The sequence below is a fragment of the Arsukibacterium sp. genome (assembly GCF_041616895.1).
Taxonomy (GTDB): Bacteria; Pseudomonadota; Gammaproteobacteria; order Enterobacterales; family Alteromonadaceae; genus Alishewanella.
Genome location: NZ_JBFJPY010000082.1, coordinates 1 through 14,914, shown reverse-complemented (window position 1 = coordinate 14,914; position 14,914 = coordinate 1). Strand labels below are relative to the sequence as shown.

Genomic DNA, 14,914 nt, shown 5'->3' with positions numbered 1-14,914 from the left:
TGTTTACCGGCGTTCGCCATTTTAGACACTAAACGCAAATCTGCTTCAGTGATAAAAAAGGCCGCGCTGCGGCCTTTTCTTATTCAAACTAGTTGTTGAATCTATGTTCGAACCATAGAATGCTGATTTACTGAAAATCTTTTTTGATATTTCAAAGGATGCACAAAATGGCGAATCGATGGTCGTTATGGCGACGAAGGCTACTACCTCCGATAATGATTCTACTAGCGATAAGCTTCTTTGTCGGTTCATTCTGGTTTCACTATTACAGCACTTATTGTTGGCAACACACTGACCTGCTATGCATCCCGACCGGAACAGTTAAATCTTGGCTCAAAGTTGCTGCCGGTTTAACGCAGATTTTTGGTGTTTACTTACTCATTAAATCAATAGATCAGACTATAAATCTCCTTCAGGGTAATACCTTAATTGGGACACTCAAGTTGGGTTATGAGCAATGGCTGGCAAACTGGCGTATTAGGTTGCATTCAGGCGGAGGCAAAAGCTCAATGACCGTTAGCATGACAGGAAGAGCTTATGTACAAAGTGGCGATAGAAGCGATATGCCTTTAGCTGAGCGTATTAAGCTGCTGGAGACAGCAATGGACGAAGTAAAAAACAAGCATGATGACTTAGTAAGTGAAACCAGAGATCTAGCGAGCAAAGTTCAAAAATCAGAACAAGAACTTAGACAAGCGTTAGAAAATGAAATTAAATCTGTTAGAGCTTTGCTTAGTTACATATCTATCGGAGGATTACATAGCCAAGTTTGGGGGATGTACCTAATTGTATATTCAGCCGTAGTAAGCATGGTAGTTTAAAATAAGTAATCAAAGCGAGTTTTTAATATTGCCTTTTACCCAACCAATACTGAGCAAATAGCGGCTGGCCTGCTCTACTTTGGTTACCGCATGCTCGCACAAATCCGGTCGGAAGAATTTAATGCGGGAACTCTGATAAATCGGGGTGGTGCAGATAAAGTTGCCGCCCTTTTTGGCTTGTTTTAATACGATATTCAGCCGGAAGTGCCTGCCACTGCTTACCGTATCTCTCTGCACCGGTACTTCGCAGCCTTGCGGAAAGCGTAGCAGGTAGCAATCAAATTTTAGCGGCCAGTATGCGCCTGCTAATAGCATTTTATCGTAGCCACTTTGCTGGCGGCCTTTACGCCAGCGAAAGAGTTGCTTTAGCATACTCATAACGTAAGGCCGCTTATAAACCTCAGGCCGCGCTGTTTAATACTAATTTCTCAACTACCGGCTGTTCGCCATGTTCGGCCTGCCATGCATCATAATTTGCCTGCAGGTTTATCCATAGAGCCACATTGCTGTCGGTTGCCAGGGCAATACGCTGCGCTAAATCTGCAGAGCAAGGTATATGACCATGACAAAAATTACTCATAGTAGTACGGGAAACACCTAACGCTTTGGCCGCTTTAGTCACCGAGATACCATATTCCTCCAGGATCTGGCTACGAAAAACCAGCCCAGGATGCATGGGACAACGTGTCATTTTTTCCATAACAACCTCCAGATTATTATCTACTCCAGGCATACTATTTTTGTGCCCTTATTTGCTTCCCGTGATAGTCGCGATAATCCAACAATACGGCACCATCGTCTTCAATTTCGAATGTCACCCGCCAGTTACCATTCACTTCAATTGAGTATACACCTGCCCCGGAACCCACTTTTTCAGCAAATTTGGTTTGAAACAATGCACGTAAATCTTTTGGCTGATGAGAGGCGGCAATCGAATCAAGAATTATGGTGAGTTTGACCGCGTGTTTTGGCTGCACACCACTATGATCGCCATGCAAAAAAAGCTTCTTTAGACCTTTATGCTTAAAGTTCTTTATCGCCATGCTAATCCCTCATCAACACGCAAAGTGTAAAGCATTGCTTTACACTTATCAAATGCAGCAAGGTAATTCTATTAGTTTTGGAAGTGGCGCAAAAAATCGCCAGACAAAATCTGCTGCAAGCCATCCGTTGGCTGGTTATAGACATAGGTCCAAGCCATAATGATGTCGCCGTTTTGCAGGGTGACTGGTTGTTTAAGCCGCAGGTATTCGGTGGGGCTGGCAAAGCCGGGGCCGCACTGTTCATAGGCATCCAGCTCTGTCAGCAACGGTGCTGTTTGCGGTAATTGATACACTTCGCCGCTTACCTGCCAGGCCGGGTCGTCACCCGGCACAGCACCCGGGTAATAATCCACCAGATACAGCTTGCCCTTTAAACGGCCCTTACCGACCAGGCTGGCATGTTGCTGCAACAGCTGATAGTAGCGCTCGCCAGCCGGTCGGCGCAGTGCATGGTGGCGAAGCGTACCGTAAACAAATAAGTAGTCTGGCATGGCTTGGCTTGGCTTGGCTAACCCAGCTTAGCGCCATTGGGCACCGGGCTGTCTACCGTTACCAGCACAATAGCACCATCCTCGCGGGCAAAACCAGTAACCAGGCATTCCGACTGCATGGGGCCTATTTGCTTAACAGGGAAATTAACCACTGCCATCACCTGTTTACCCAGCAACTGCTCTTTGGTGTATAAACTGGTAATTTGCGCGCTGGACTTTTTAATACCAATTTCGCTACCAAAATTTACTTGCAGTTTATATGCAGGTTTACGGGCCTGTGGAAAATCGTCCACACCAATAATGGTGCCTACCCGAAGTTCTACTTTGCTAAAATCCTGCCAGCTGATCGTTTCCATGTCGTCTCCTGCGCTTAGCTGTTAAGCTGCTATGCTACTATCCTGAACATAAAGCATAACTTAATCCGGAGAACCCTATGGCGCAATGGTTAAACGCAACGGTTTCTGAAACAATTTATTGGACCAGCAGCTTATTCAGTATTAAAGCCAAAACAGGGCCGCTGCCGTTTATTGCTGGTCAGTTTGTCCGGCTGGCGTTAGAAGGGCCTGACGGACGCGCACAGCGCGCATATTCGCTGGTTAACCCACCGGATAGCGAGTGTCAGGAATTCTTGGTCAGTACCGTAGCCGATGGTTTGTTATCGCCGTTATTGCAGCAGTTAACACCGGGAGATACCGTGGGGATAAGCCAGCCGGCCACTGGTTTTTTTATTCTGGATGAAGTGCCTGACGGTGATAACCTCTGGCTTATTGCTACCGGCACCGGCATCGGCCCCTATTTATCAATGCTGGCTACCGCTGAACCCTATAGGCGTTTTAAACATATTATTTTGGTGCATAGTGTACGAAATTCAGCTGATCTGGCCTATAAAGAACTCATTGAAGGTTTTGTTGCGCAGCACCCCGGGCAGTTACACTATCAGCCGGTGGTTACCCGCGAACCTCATCCGGGCGCACTGCAAGATCGCATACCAAACTTAATCAGCAACCATCAGTTGCAGCAGCAATGCGGCCAGTTACTCAATTCCAAGTCACAAGTTATGTTATGCGGTAATCCGCAAATGATCACTGATACCAAAGCGTTACTGATCGAGATGGGTCTGACCAAAAACCTGCGTCGAAACCCAGGCAATATCACCGTAGAGCAATACTGGTAAAATGGTCCCGCGATCTACTAAAACAGTCTAGAAAATGCCGGCCAGTGACCGCAGCAGCCCCTGATGCAGCGGTTGCTCGGCATCATGCCAACTCAGATTCGCCTTATTGGCAAAGCTAACGACTTTCACCTGGTACTTACGCCGATCAGTCGCCAGCTCCCACATTAATTCGTTGTTACCACTGTCGCCCTGCTTCAGTTGGTGGCGACTTATTTCCTGTACCTTACCTATACTGTCCGGGGCGATGCGCTCAGCCAGCTGGATGTCGGTTAACATGGTGTAGTACTTATCTTTAACCAGCTGATTGCCGACATACTCAGCACCGGCCCAGGCCGCCAGGACCACCAGCGCCTTGGCAATATCTTTACCATCAATATCAGCGCCAAAGCTGGCATCCGCATAGACCGCAACATTGCTGGCGCGGTGAGACGAAGTAATCTGCTCAGGCTCTGGTTCAGGCAAGGCGATACCGGGATACAACAGCTGATGAATTTGCTCCGGGCTCATATCGTATTCTGCGCTGGCAAGCACCACTTCAGGCCGCTCTTTTAACACGGTACGGACATTTACCTGCAACCAATACTGCGCCTGCTGTGGCGAGTCGACTAGCTGATAACCCCGGCTGAGCAACAGGCCGCGCACATCATCAGCCAATGGTAGCTGATACTCGGCCGCCGTCTGACGGATATCAATAAAAATAGTGCGTAGCTCTGGCTCAACCGGATCCAGGTAGATGGTCTCACTCATCCGGGTCTGGACATCAAGCTTACCTTTAGCCACTGAGGTATGCAGCGCCATACAGCCGGTTAGTGGCATAAGCAAAAGCAGACATAAGAGCAAGCGCATTTAAAACAAACCTGCCAATGAACGGGCTACGCCATCAGTAAGCTGCGGTGCGGCTTCTGGCCACTTTAAATTCGCCTGGTTGGCATAACTCATTACCCGACTCTGATATTTGCGCATATCGGTCTGACGCTGATAAGTAGAAGTGGTGCTGCCGCTATCGCCTTGCAACAGCTGGTGCTCTGAGCGCTCACTCACCGAACCACCAAAGCGCTCCATAATCTGAATGTCGGTAATCGCTGTGTAGTACACATCTTCTACCAATGCATCAACAATAGTGCCGGCGGCCGCACCCGCTACAGCGGCCCCTAAGCCGGCAGCGCCTGAGCCACCGGTTGCCCGGTGAATAGCATAGCCGGTTACCGCACCACCAGCGACACCGGGGCCTGCTGCAAATGCCCGATTGGCATCACGGCCATTAGTGCGTCCCACTTGTAGTACGTTGGCCTGTAACCAGTAATGGGCCTGTCCAGGGCTATCGATTACCTGGTAACCTTTGGCGCGCAGGTTGGCAACAACCTGGGGTTTAATATCAAATTCTGGTTTGTCTGAGGTATTTCGCACGTCAACAAAAATGGTGCGCTGAGCAGGTTCAACCGGATCAAGAAAGATGCTGGAAGACATTTTAGTCTGGACATCAAGATTACGTTTAGCGACAGACGTGTGCAACGCGCCACATCCGGCAAGACTAAGCAACACCACGGCGGTTAGCGCCAGCTTTATCGTATTCATAGGAACCTCTTAAATTAGGAGCGAGTGCTTTAAAGCATTGTGCCGATTAAAACTGAATATTATCTGAATAGTTAGCACAGCGTTAATAAAGAACCGTAAAACAATGTAACGGAATATGTGAGGCGTCGTGGTTTTTTTTGCCGTCAATTATCTTTACTTTTTAACTGTAGCCGCTACAATACGCGCCGCTCTTTTGTTTGTTCTTTATACAGCTTTTTATAACGCTCTTTTTAAAATAAGGTAATCGCTATGCATCCGATGTTAAACATCGCCATTCGTGCTGCCCGTAGTGCAGGTAACATTATCGCCCGTGCCTGTGGTCAGTTAGATATGGTGCAAAAGCTGCAAAAAGGCAGCAACGACTTTGTGACCAATGTCGACAAAGAAGCCGAGCAGGCTATCGTGGCAATCTTGAAAAAATCTTTTCCAACCCATGGTATTGTTGGCGAAGAGCATGGCGATTACGGTAACAGCGACAGTGAGTTCCAGTGGATTATTGATCCGCTTGATGGCACTAGCAACTTCATCAAAGGCATTCCGCATTTCGCGGTATCGATTGCCTTAAAACACAATGGTAAATTAGATCAGGCGGTTATTTTTGATCCGCTGCGCGGCGAGTTATTTACTGCCTCTCGTGGTCGTGGCGCTCAGCTGAATGGCACCCGGATCCGGGTTACCGCGCTGCCGGACATGACCGGCGCTATTTTAGCCACCGGCTTTCCGTTTAAAGCAAAACATCATTTAGACAGCTACAGCAAAATTTTCAACAGCTTTTTTGCTGACTGTGCCGATATGCGCCGCACTGGCTCAGCGGCTCTGGACTTAGCCTATGTTGCTGCTGGCCGTTTCGATGGCTTCTTTGAAATTGGCTTAAAGCCATGGGATATCGCGGCAGGTGAACTGATCGTGCGTGAAGCCGGTGGTATGGTCTGCGACTTTGTTGGCGGTTCTAACCATATGAAAACCGGCAATACCGTGGCAGCCAGTCCTAAGGTACTGCAAGCCATGGTTAAAGGCATGCGGCCACACTTGTCAGAAACCCTGGCTAAGTAATACTAATATGATTTATGCCGTACCCGCTTAACTGATTAAACGGGTACGTCTACTGCTAAGCCTTGCTCTGTCCACGCCCGGTAGCCGCCCGCCAAACTCAGTACCTGCTGATACCCCATCTGCTGCAGGGTTTGCGCCGCAAGCGCTGAGCGATAACCACCGCCGCAATACAGCACTATTTTCTGTTTTTTGTCCTGTACCATCTGTTCAATATCGCGTTCAATAATACCTTTGCCCAGATGCATTGCCTCCGGTAAATGCCCTTTAATCCATTCATGATCTTCCCGGACATCCAGTAAGACGTATGGCTGATTATGTTGTTGTAGCTCAGCAATGGTGATTTCGCTAATTTCCGCTTTTGCCTGATTAACCAAAGCAATAAAACCGGGTGCATGTTGCGCCGTCATAGAAACCTCAACTAAAAAAAAATGCCAGTCACTGACTGGCATTTGTAGCACACAACTCACTGTTTTACAGCAAGGGCTCGGTACCTTCACCTTCTTTTTCAGGCGGTGGTGGTGGCAACATATCTTCGCGACTGATGCCAAGTTGTACCGCAAGCGCACTGGCCACAAACACTGAAGAGTAAGTACCAATGGCAATACCAAACAACAGCGCTGTTGCAAAGTTATGGATCAGCGCACCGCCCATAGTGAACAACACAATTAACACAATGATAGTGGTTAATGACGTCACCACCGTCCGGTTTAAGGTAGAGGTTACAGCGTCGTTGATGGTTTCATGGACCGTTGAATCACGTAACTTGCGAAAGCTCTCCCGGATCCGGTCAAACACCACAATGGTATCGTTTATCGAATAACCAATCAGCGCCAGAATTGCCGCCAGCACCGTTAAGTCAAATTCCAACTGCAACAGTGAGAATAACCCCAGGGTGATAATGACATCATGGCCCAGTGACAACACCGCACCCACTGACAAGCGCCACTCAAAGCGCATGGTGACATACAACAAAATACCGATCAGTGCAGCCAGCATGGCTAAGCCGCCCTGCTCTTTCAGTTCATCACCCACGCTTGGGCCAACAAACTCTACCCGACGCATTTCAATCGGCTCACTGGAGGTAACGGTTAACGCGCTTAGCACCTGATTTGAAATAGTTGACTGATCGACACCTTCACGTGGCGATATTCTGATCGCGACATCTTCGCTCGAACCAAAATACTGCACCACGGCATCGGGGTAACCACTGTCGGCTAATACCTGCCGCACCTGGGATAAATCGGCACCACCGCTATAACCTACCTCAATAACGGTGCCCCCGGTAAAATCGAGGCCCCAGTTCATTCCTTTGACCGTAATGGTAGCCAGCGAGGCAATAACCAGCAAACCCGATAAGATCAGAGCTGGGATCTTTAACCGCATAAAATTCAGCGGTTCCGTAAAGCGAAATATTCTCACACCGCCTCCTTACATTGGCAGTGACTGCACACGGCGGCCACCCCAGAATAAATTTACCAGTAACCGGGTACCGACTACTGACGTGAAGATCGAGGTCAGAATACCGATCGCCAGCGTAATAGCGAATCCTTTAACCGGACCGGTGCCGATGCCGAACAGGATCAATGCTACCAATAATGTGGTAATGTTGGAGTCGGCAATGGTGGCAAACGCCCGGTCGTAGCCGTGGTGAATAGCCTGTTGCACACTACGGCCCTCGGCCAGCTCTTCCCGGATCCGCTCAAAGATAAGAACGTTGGCATCAACTGCCATACCTACCGTCAACACGATACCCGCCATACCCGGCAATGTTAACGTTGCCCCTGGGATCATCGACATAAAACCAGTAATCAGGATCAGGTTAGCCAGCAAAGCAACGTTGGCCACTAAACCAAACGCCCGGTAATACAGCACCATAAAGATCAGTACGACCACCATGCCCCACATAATCGCCGTCATACCTAAGTCAATATTTTCCTTACCCAGGCTTGGGCCTATGGTACGTTCTTCAATGATCTGGGTTGGTGCAATTAAGGCACCGGCGCGTAATAATAGCGCCAGGTTTTGTGCTTCAGCCGGGTTATCAATACCGGTGATCCGGAAGCTGCGGCCCAAACGGGCCTGAATCGTCGCGGCGTTAATCACCTCTTCATATTTCACCAGTACCGGGGTGCCGTCTTCATTACGCGCGTCACCTGGCTTGTACTCAATAAATACCGTTGCCATCTGGCGGCCAATGGTGCTGCGGGTAGCGTTAGACAGCAAATTACCGCCTTGAGCATCCAGTGAAATACTGACTTGCGGTCGTGAGTACTCATCGTATCCCGAAGTCGCCCCGGTAATATGATCGCCGGTTAACATGGTGCGGTTTTCCAACAGGTACGGCTGACCATTGCGGTCACGATACAAGCTGGAGCCTGCTGGCAAACGTCCGTCTAACGCGGCGCCCAAATCTGAATCGTTATCAACCAGCCGGAACTCCAGGGTAGCGGTCGCACCCAGAATTTCTTTGGCCTGAGCCGGGTCTTGCACGCCTGGCAGCTGAACAATAATCCGATCAGCACCCTGGCGCTGCACTAAAGGTTCAGCCACACCAATTTCATTTACCCGGTTACGGATAATGGTGATGTTCTGCTCCAGTGCATACTCACGAATTTCCCGCACCCGATTTTCGCTTAAGCTGACTAGCAAGCTATGCTCAGTATCGCCCTCGCTGAAAATCAGCTCCTGATCGGCTTTACCAAGGGCGCTGCGTGCTGCGGCTAAATCTTCTGCGCTACGCAACAAGATTTGCACCTGACCGCGCTCTAAATCCGCTTGCACAGCGCGGTAACGAACCCGCTCTTCCCGTAAGTCAGCGCGAAACGCCTGTACCAAGTCGTTTATGTTTTTATCGATAGCAGCTTTCATGTCAACCGCCATCAAAAAGTGTACACCACCGCGTAAGTCCAGCCCCAGTTTCATTGGACTGGCCCCGATCGCACGTAACCACGCGGGCGTGGTTGGTACCATGTTAAGGGCGGTGATGTAGCTACTACCTAACTGCCGCTCTGCCACTTCCCGGGCACGCAGCTGGTCTTCAGCACTGCTGAAACGGGCCAGGATCTGGCCTTCGGTCAGCGTAACCGCTTTCGCAGAAATACTGGCTGTAGCAAATGCCTGTTCAAGTTCAGCACGAGTGGTCTCACTGACCACTCCGCCACGGCTGGCATTAATATTTAACGCCGGATCTTCTGGGTACACATTGGGCAAGGCATACAAGAATGCTGCAAGCAGCACACCTGACACCACCAAATACCGCCAGAGAGGATTTTTGTTTAACACAAGTTGATCCTTTTCTATTCGCTTTGCCGCTTACAGCGACTTTAAGGTGCCTTTTGGTAAAACGGCACTAATCGCTGATTTCTGTACGGTAACTTCAGTGCTGTCATTCAAGGCAACAGTAACGAAATCTTTGTCGTCAGCAATTTTGCTGATCCGACCGACAATACCACCCTGGGTTAACACTTCATCACCCTTGCCAAGGGCTGACATCAGATTACGGTGCTCTTTTACCCGCTTGGCTTGTGGCCGGTAAATTAAAAAATAAAAAATCAGGCCAAAGGCCAGCAACATAATAATTAAATCCCAGCCACCACCTTGTGGTGCTGCGGCGGCGCTGTCAGCGTAGGCATTGCTAATAAATAGACTCATGGTTTTCCCCTTAAAATTAATAAAATAATGAAGTTTTAATTCTTAATTAGTATTCGCCGGTATTTCAGTGTTAGTTAAAATATCAGTAACCGCTTCTAACGCCGGTACGGGTAAGTCCCGCTTCGCGTAAAACTCGCTGACAAACTGCTCCAAGGTACCAGTGGCTATGGCCTGGCGCAATCCCTGCATCAGTTTTTGATAGTGATGCAAATTATGGATAGTGTTCAGCCTTGCACCCAGTATTTCGTTGCAGCGGTCCAGATGATGTAAATATGACCTGGAATAATTTTTACAAGTGTAGCAATCGCATTCAGGGTCCAGCGCAGAAGTGTCTTCTTTGTGCTTTGCGTTACGAATTTTCACCACGCCGGAACTGATAAATAAATGGCCGTTACGGGCATTTCGGGTTGGCATAACACAATCGAACATATCAATACCACGGCGCACTGCTTCGACGATATCTTCCGGCTTACCAACACCCATTAAGTAACGGGGTTTGTGGCTGGGCATCTGGCCAGTGGTGTGGTTCAGGATATTGATCATATCCTCTTTAGGCTCACCCACGGATAAACCACCAATGGCGTAGCCATCGAAGCCAATTTCTTCCAGCCCTTGCAAGGAGACGTCACGCAGGTTTGGATACATCCCGCCCTGAATAATGCCAAATAATGCCGCCGGATTATCGCCGTGGGCATCTTTGGAACGTTTTGCCCAGCGCAGCGACATTTCCATCGATTTTTTTGCCTGTTGCTCGGTCGCAGGATACGGCGTACATTCGTCAAAAATCATCACAATGTCAGAGCCTAAATCACGCTGTACTTCCATCGAGCGCTCCGGGGTTAGCATGATCCGCTCGCCATTCAGCGGTGAGCGAAACTTGACGCCTTCTTCGGTAATTTTACGCAGCTCACCCAGGCTGAACACCTGAAAACCGCCCGAGTCGGTCAGAATAGGCTTATGCCAGTGCATAAAATCGTGTAAATCACCGTGTTTTTTGATGATCTCGGTACCAGGGCGCAGCATTAAGTGGAAAGTATTGCCTAAACAAATCTGCGCGCCAGTGGCGTCCAGCTCTTCCGGGGTCATGCCTTTAACGGTGCCGTAGGTACCTACGGGCATAAAGGCCGGCGTCTCAACAATGCCGCGCCCAAAAATCAGCCGGCCCCGACGGGCTCTGCCGTCGGTGGTATCTAATTCAAATTTCATTACTATCCTCAAGCGCCAGAAAGACAGTCTGGCTTAATTCGCGGCGCATTATAACAGCTTACTGCGTAGATGCTAAACGACAATCTGCCCTGAAGACCTGGGCTTGCGGCCATGACTGGGAAATTCTTATTCCGCCGCCCTCGACAGCACGTCCCTGTGCTGTCTCAGCCTGCGCGGCCTCCCTGCCGCTGCTTCATAAGAACACCCAGCCACAGCCCATCTCACCCTGGGCGAACCAGGAATGTCCTCGCTGCCTGATCCTGTCTATCAATCAGCTGATAAACATCGCATCGCCATAGGAGTAAAAACGATACTGCTCATTGATCGCCGTTTGATAGGCATTTAACACGTTTTCGCGACTACTGAATGCTGATACCAACATAATTAATGTAGATTCAGGCAAGTGGAAATTGGTAATCAGTGCATCAATCACCTTAAAGTCATAGCCGGGGTAGATGAAAATCTGGGTATCACCATAGTAACTAATCAGCTCACCGTCCCCCTGCATGGCAGCAGATTCGAGTGAACGCACCGAGGTTGTGCCAACCGCCACCACTTTGTTGCCACGCGCTTTGCAACTGGCCACAGCATCTACTACCTGCTCTGGAACCTCGATATATTCAGCGTGCATCTTGTGTTCCAGCACATTATCAACGCGCACCGGTTGAAAGGTGCCGGCGCCCACGTGCAAGGTAACAAAAGCAAACTCAACACCTTTAGCACTGAGTTTATCTAACAATGGCTGGTCAAAATGCAACCCGGCAGTAGGAGCCGCCACCGCGCCCGGTTTCTCGTTATAAACCGTTTGATAACGCGCTTTGTCTTCTTCATTATCTGGCCGGTCAATATAGGGTGGCAATGGCATGTGACCTAAACGCTCCAGCATCGACAGTACCGGTTCATCACCAATGACTTCAAGTTCAAATAATTCGTCATGGCGCTGATTCATCCGCACTTCAGCCGCGTTTTCCAACAGCAATACGGTACCCGCCTTAGGTGCTTTGCTGGCGCGGACATGGGCTAGAAAGCGTTTATCATCCAGCATGCGCTCGACTAACACTTCCACTTTGCCGCCAGACGCTTTCTGGCCAAACAACCGGGCCGGGATCACTTTGGTATTATTAAATACCAGTAGATCACCGGGCTGAAAAAAGTCACTGATGTCTTTAAAAATGTGGTGGCTGAGCGCGCCGCTTTGTTTATCCATCGCCAGCAAGCGGCTGCTTGAGCGCTCGGTTTTTGGAAAGCGGGCAATAAGCTGCTCAGGTAATTCGAATGAAAAGTCTTTAACTTGCATACTTTTAGTTTGCATAGAGGATCCTTGGCTTTACCGACCAGAGGCACGGCTATAAAAAAACAGCCGCTATTCTAGCAGAACAGACGATAAAATTACTGGCATTTTTGCAGCAACACCTCACTTATCAGGCTGGTCATTAAGCGATAACTACGGGCTTTACTGGAGGTCGGCCGCCAGGCGACACCGATATCCCGGTAAGCATTACCGCTGGTCGGCTGTTGGGTAATTAATTCCGTGCTTTCCAGCAGGCCGCTGTTAATGGCCATTTGCGGTATAAATGTGACGCCAAGTTTGTTGTTCACCATCTGGGTCAGGGTGTGCAGGCTGGTGGCAAAAAACGGGTTTACTTTGCGGCTGTCTTCCAGCTCACAGGCTTTAACCGCATGGCCTGTCAGGCAATGTTCCCGCTCCAGTAAAAAAATACTTTCGTCTGGCCACTGGCTGATATCCTGATTAAACCCACGGCCAAGCCAGTCTTTATGCAGTACCAGCTTAAAGCCATCCTGCGCCAGTACTTCGGTATGAAACGCCCCCGTTTCATAGGGTAGCGCCAGCAATACCATGTCTAAACGCCCCTCAGCTAATGCATGCAGCGAATTATCTGAGGTATCTTCGCGCAGCAGCAACTGTAAGTCAGGATAGCGCTCACGACACAAACTCATGACTTCACTTAATACAAAGGGCGCTATGGTTGGAATACAGCCAAGCCGGAATGGCCCGGCCATCGGTTTGCCCTGCGACTTGGCAAATTCAGTCAGCTCTTCACATTGCTCAATGATATGCCTGGCCTGGCGCACCACATCCTCACCTAAAGATGTAAAAATAAAGGTTTTATGATCCCGCTCTAGCAACTGGGTTTGCATGGTCTCTTCCAGGTTAGCGATGGCAGCGCTTAACGTCGACTGACCGACAAAACATGCCTCAGCGGCCCGACCAAAATGTTGGTGTTCGTGCAGTGCCAACAAATACTGCAGTTGTTTAACACTAGGAAGTCGTTTCATTGCATATTCCGATTAAAATACTAAATTTGTTCGATTATATAAATTAATATAAAGCATTGCTGGCATAAAATCGAGCGCCTGCGAATATTAACAGCTGTATTCATTTTCGTTAAAAATATCAGATTATTAGCGATTTCAATTTTACAAATTCCAATTTTCTAAGTCATACATTTAACTTTTGTATTTTTTGTAAATTACAAATTGAAACAATTGCGCATTTGTTATAGCTTGGGGTTATCATTGTATGCATCTGTAACCGTATCATCGCAGTACTCTGGAATATACTCCATTCGGATACAGAGGAGTGGTACATACATTGGCCGATGGTTGCGAGTTGGGCAGTCCGTAACCCGTTTGAAGGAACGATCTATTATAAAAAATCACCTCAGGAGGGCGAATTATGTCCAAATTGACCAAACCACTGGCCATTGCCAGCTGCAGCCTGCTGGCACTGGCAGTGAATACCGCTCTGGCAAACACCGCCAGCAATGCTACTGAAGACAATCGATACATCATTAAATATAAAGACAGTAGTTTAGGGCTTAACAAACAACATGATTATGTTTTAAGTCAGCATAAACGCACCAAAGATGCCATTCTGGCAGGGCTTAGTGACAACAGCAGCAAACTGAAGCGTCAGGGCGCGAAAGTACATCATTTACTGGCAGAGCAGCGTGCTATTGCCGCAGAGCTGCGCCCTGGCATGGTTAACCTATTAAAAGCCGATCCGGCCATTGAGCTAATAGAAGTGGATCAGCGTCGTTACCCCATGATGCAACAAATACCTTATGGCTTCCCGCTGGTGCAAGCCGACTTAGTCAGCGATGAGTTCGCCGGCAATCAGACAGTTTGTGTCATTGACTCAGGCCTTGACTTACCGCATGAAGACTTTGTATCAGGCAATATAAGCGGCACCAATGATGTTGGTACCGGCAACTGGTTTGAGGCGGGCGGCCCGCACGGTACTCATGTTGCCGGTACAATCGGCGCGCTGAACAATGACACCGGTATCGTCGGTATTATGCCCAATGGCCAGTTAAACATGCATATTATAAAAGTGTTTAATGCCGGCGGCTGGGGCTATTCATCCACTTTAGCCAGCGCCATTAACGCCTGTGCTGCTGCCGGTGCTACGGTTGTTAATATGAGTCTGGGCGGTGCGGCGCCAAGTACCACTGAAAGCAATGCAATGCAGGCCGCCTTTGATGCCGGCTTGTTATTAATCGCTGCGGCCGGTAATGATGGCAACACAGCCATGTCTTACCCGGCATCTTATGATTCCGTTGTTTCGGTTGCCGCCGTAGACAGCACGAAAACGCTGGCAGGCTTCTCTCAGCGTAATCCTCAGGTAGAACTGGCAGGTCCAGGTGTCGATGTTCGCTCTACGTATCCTGAAGGCACCGCGCTGGAAGCTCAGCTAAGTGTCAACACCGTATTTTATGATGCCAATCCAATGTCGGGCTCTGGTAGTGGTGCGGTGAGTGCCGAATTTGCTGATTGCGGCCTGGCAACTGATGCCTGTACTGATGTCACCGATAAAGTATGTTTAATTTCACGCGGTGAAGTCGCGTTCTCGCAAAAAGTAGAATCGTGTCAGGCGGG

18 protein-coding genes are annotated in these 14,914 nt (G+C 49.0%); 4 read left to right on the top strand and 14 right to left on the bottom strand.

Features of this window, described 5'->3' with window-relative positions; translation table 11 throughout:
- Window positions 1-167 precede the first annotated feature (167 nt).
- A complete protein-coding gene (locus ABY802_RS12950; RefSeq protein WP_372627555.1) occupies window positions 168-821 on the top strand; it encodes a hypothetical protein in 654 nt (217 codons plus the stop codon).
- 9 nt (window positions 822-830) lie between these two features.
- On the opposite strand, the gene ABY802_RS12945 is transcribed toward ABY802_RS12950, so the two are convergent.
- From ABY802_RS12945 to ABY802_RS12925, 5 genes are all read right to left on the bottom strand, one after another.
- Window positions 831-1,199: a hypothetical protein gene (locus ABY802_RS12945; protein ID WP_372627554.1), complete on the bottom strand. Its 369-nt coding sequence runs from the start codon at window positions 1,197-1,199 to the stop codon at window positions 831-833.
- 22 nt (window positions 1,200-1,221) lie between these two features.
- Window positions 1,222-1,521 carry a HigA family addiction module antitoxin gene (locus ABY802_RS12940; RefSeq protein ID WP_372627553.1) on the bottom strand — a complete coding sequence of 100 codons (300 nt, stop codon included), beginning with the start codon at window positions 1,519-1,521 and terminating at the stop codon, window positions 1,222-1,224.
- A gap of 34 nt (window positions 1,522-1,555) precedes the next feature.
- The gene (locus ABY802_RS12935; RefSeq protein ID WP_372627552.1) at window positions 1,556-1,864 is read right to left on the bottom strand and encodes a type II toxin-antitoxin system RelE/ParE family toxin; all 309 of its coding nucleotides are present in this window, start codon (window positions 1,862-1,864) and stop codon (window positions 1,556-1,558) included.
- A 71-nt stretch (window positions 1,865-1,935) separates the two neighbouring features.
- A complete protein-coding gene (locus ABY802_RS12930) occupies window positions 1,936-2,355 on the bottom strand; it encodes a gamma-glutamylcyclotransferase (RefSeq protein WP_372627551.1) in 420 nt (139 codons plus the stop codon).
- Window positions 2,356-2,372: 17 nt separating this feature from the next.
- Window positions 2,373-2,711 carry a tRNA-binding protein gene (locus ABY802_RS12925; RefSeq protein ID WP_372627550.1) on the bottom strand — a complete coding sequence of 113 codons (339 nt, stop codon included), beginning with the start codon at window positions 2,709-2,711 and terminating at the stop codon, window positions 2,373-2,375.
- 77 nt (window positions 2,712-2,788) lie between these two features.
- Here ABY802_RS12925 and ABY802_RS12920 point away from each other — a divergent pair, with 77 nt between their 5' ends.
- Window positions 2,789-3,529, top strand: coding sequence for a ferredoxin--NADP reductase (locus ABY802_RS12920; RefSeq protein ID WP_372627549.1), 741 nt, complete (start codon window positions 2,789-2,791; stop codon window positions 3,527-3,529).
- A 27-nt stretch (window positions 3,530-3,556) separates the two neighbouring features.
- On the opposite strand, the gene traT is transcribed toward ABY802_RS12920, so the two are convergent.
- Together traT and ABY802_RS12910 are read right to left on the bottom strand one after the other, a co-directional pair.
- Window positions 3,557-4,375: a complement resistance protein TraT gene (gene traT, locus ABY802_RS12915; protein WP_372627548.1), complete on the bottom strand. Its 819-nt coding sequence runs from the start codon at window positions 4,373-4,375 to the stop codon at window positions 3,557-3,559.
- A complete protein-coding gene (locus tag ABY802_RS12910) occupies window positions 4,376-5,104 on the bottom strand; it encodes a complement resistance protein TraT (protein WP_372627547.1) in 729 nt (242 codons plus the stop codon).
- Between the two features lie 249 nt (window positions 5,105-5,353).
- On the opposite strand from ABY802_RS12910, the gene suhB reads away from it, so the two are divergent.
- Complete coding sequence (gene suhB, locus ABY802_RS12905) at window positions 5,354-6,157, top strand: inositol-1-monophosphatase (protein WP_290614259.1); 804 nt, start codon at window positions 5,354-5,356, stop codon at window positions 6,155-6,157.
- Between the two features lie 35 nt (window positions 6,158-6,192).
- Here suhB and ABY802_RS12900 read toward each other — a convergent pair whose 3' ends face one another.
- The 7 genes from ABY802_RS12900 to ABY802_RS12870 form a co-directional block, all read right to left on the bottom strand.
- A complete protein-coding gene (locus ABY802_RS12900; RefSeq protein WP_372627546.1) occupies window positions 6,193-6,564 on the bottom strand; it encodes a rhodanese-like domain-containing protein in 372 nt (123 codons plus the stop codon).
- Window positions 6,565-6,628: 64 nt separating this feature from the next.
- Window positions 6,629-7,576: a protein translocase subunit SecF gene (gene secF / locus ABY802_RS12895; protein WP_290621389.1), complete on the bottom strand. Its 948-nt coding sequence runs from the start codon at window positions 7,574-7,576 to the stop codon at window positions 6,629-6,631.
- Between the two features lie 9 nt (window positions 7,577-7,585).
- Window positions 7,586-9,439: a protein translocase subunit SecD gene (secD, locus tag ABY802_RS12890; protein ID WP_372627545.1), complete on the bottom strand. Its 1,854-nt coding sequence runs from the start codon at window positions 9,437-9,439 to the stop codon at window positions 7,586-7,588.
- A gap of 30 nt (window positions 9,440-9,469) precedes the next feature.
- A complete protein-coding gene (gene yajC / locus ABY802_RS12885; RefSeq protein WP_019676498.1) occupies window positions 9,470-9,808 on the bottom strand; it encodes a preprotein translocase subunit YajC in 339 nt (112 codons plus the stop codon).
- A 42-nt stretch (window positions 9,809-9,850) separates the two neighbouring features.
- Window positions 9,851-11,014 carry a tRNA guanosine(34) transglycosylase Tgt gene (gene tgt, locus ABY802_RS12880; RefSeq protein ID WP_372627544.1) on the bottom strand — a complete coding sequence of 388 codons (1,164 nt, stop codon included), beginning with the start codon at window positions 11,012-11,014 and terminating at the stop codon, window positions 9,851-9,853.
- Window positions 11,015-11,285: 271 nt separating this feature from the next.
- Window positions 11,286-12,311 carry a tRNA preQ1(34) S-adenosylmethionine ribosyltransferase-isomerase QueA gene (gene queA / locus ABY802_RS12875; RefSeq protein WP_372627556.1) on the bottom strand — a complete coding sequence of 342 codons (1,026 nt, stop codon included), beginning with the start codon at window positions 12,309-12,311 and terminating at the stop codon, window positions 11,286-11,288.
- 92 nt (window positions 12,312-12,403) lie between these two features.
- Entirely contained in the window at window positions 12,404-13,312 is a 909-nt protein-coding gene (locus ABY802_RS12870; RefSeq protein ID WP_372627543.1) for a LysR substrate-binding domain-containing protein, read from the bottom strand.
- 400 nt (window positions 13,313-13,712) lie between these two features.
- Between ABY802_RS12870 and ABY802_RS12865 the strand changes: the two genes are divergently transcribed.
- Window positions 13,713-14,914: S8 family serine peptidase (locus ABY802_RS12865; RefSeq protein WP_372627542.1), on the top strand; the 1,202-nt coding region annotated here is incomplete at its 3' end.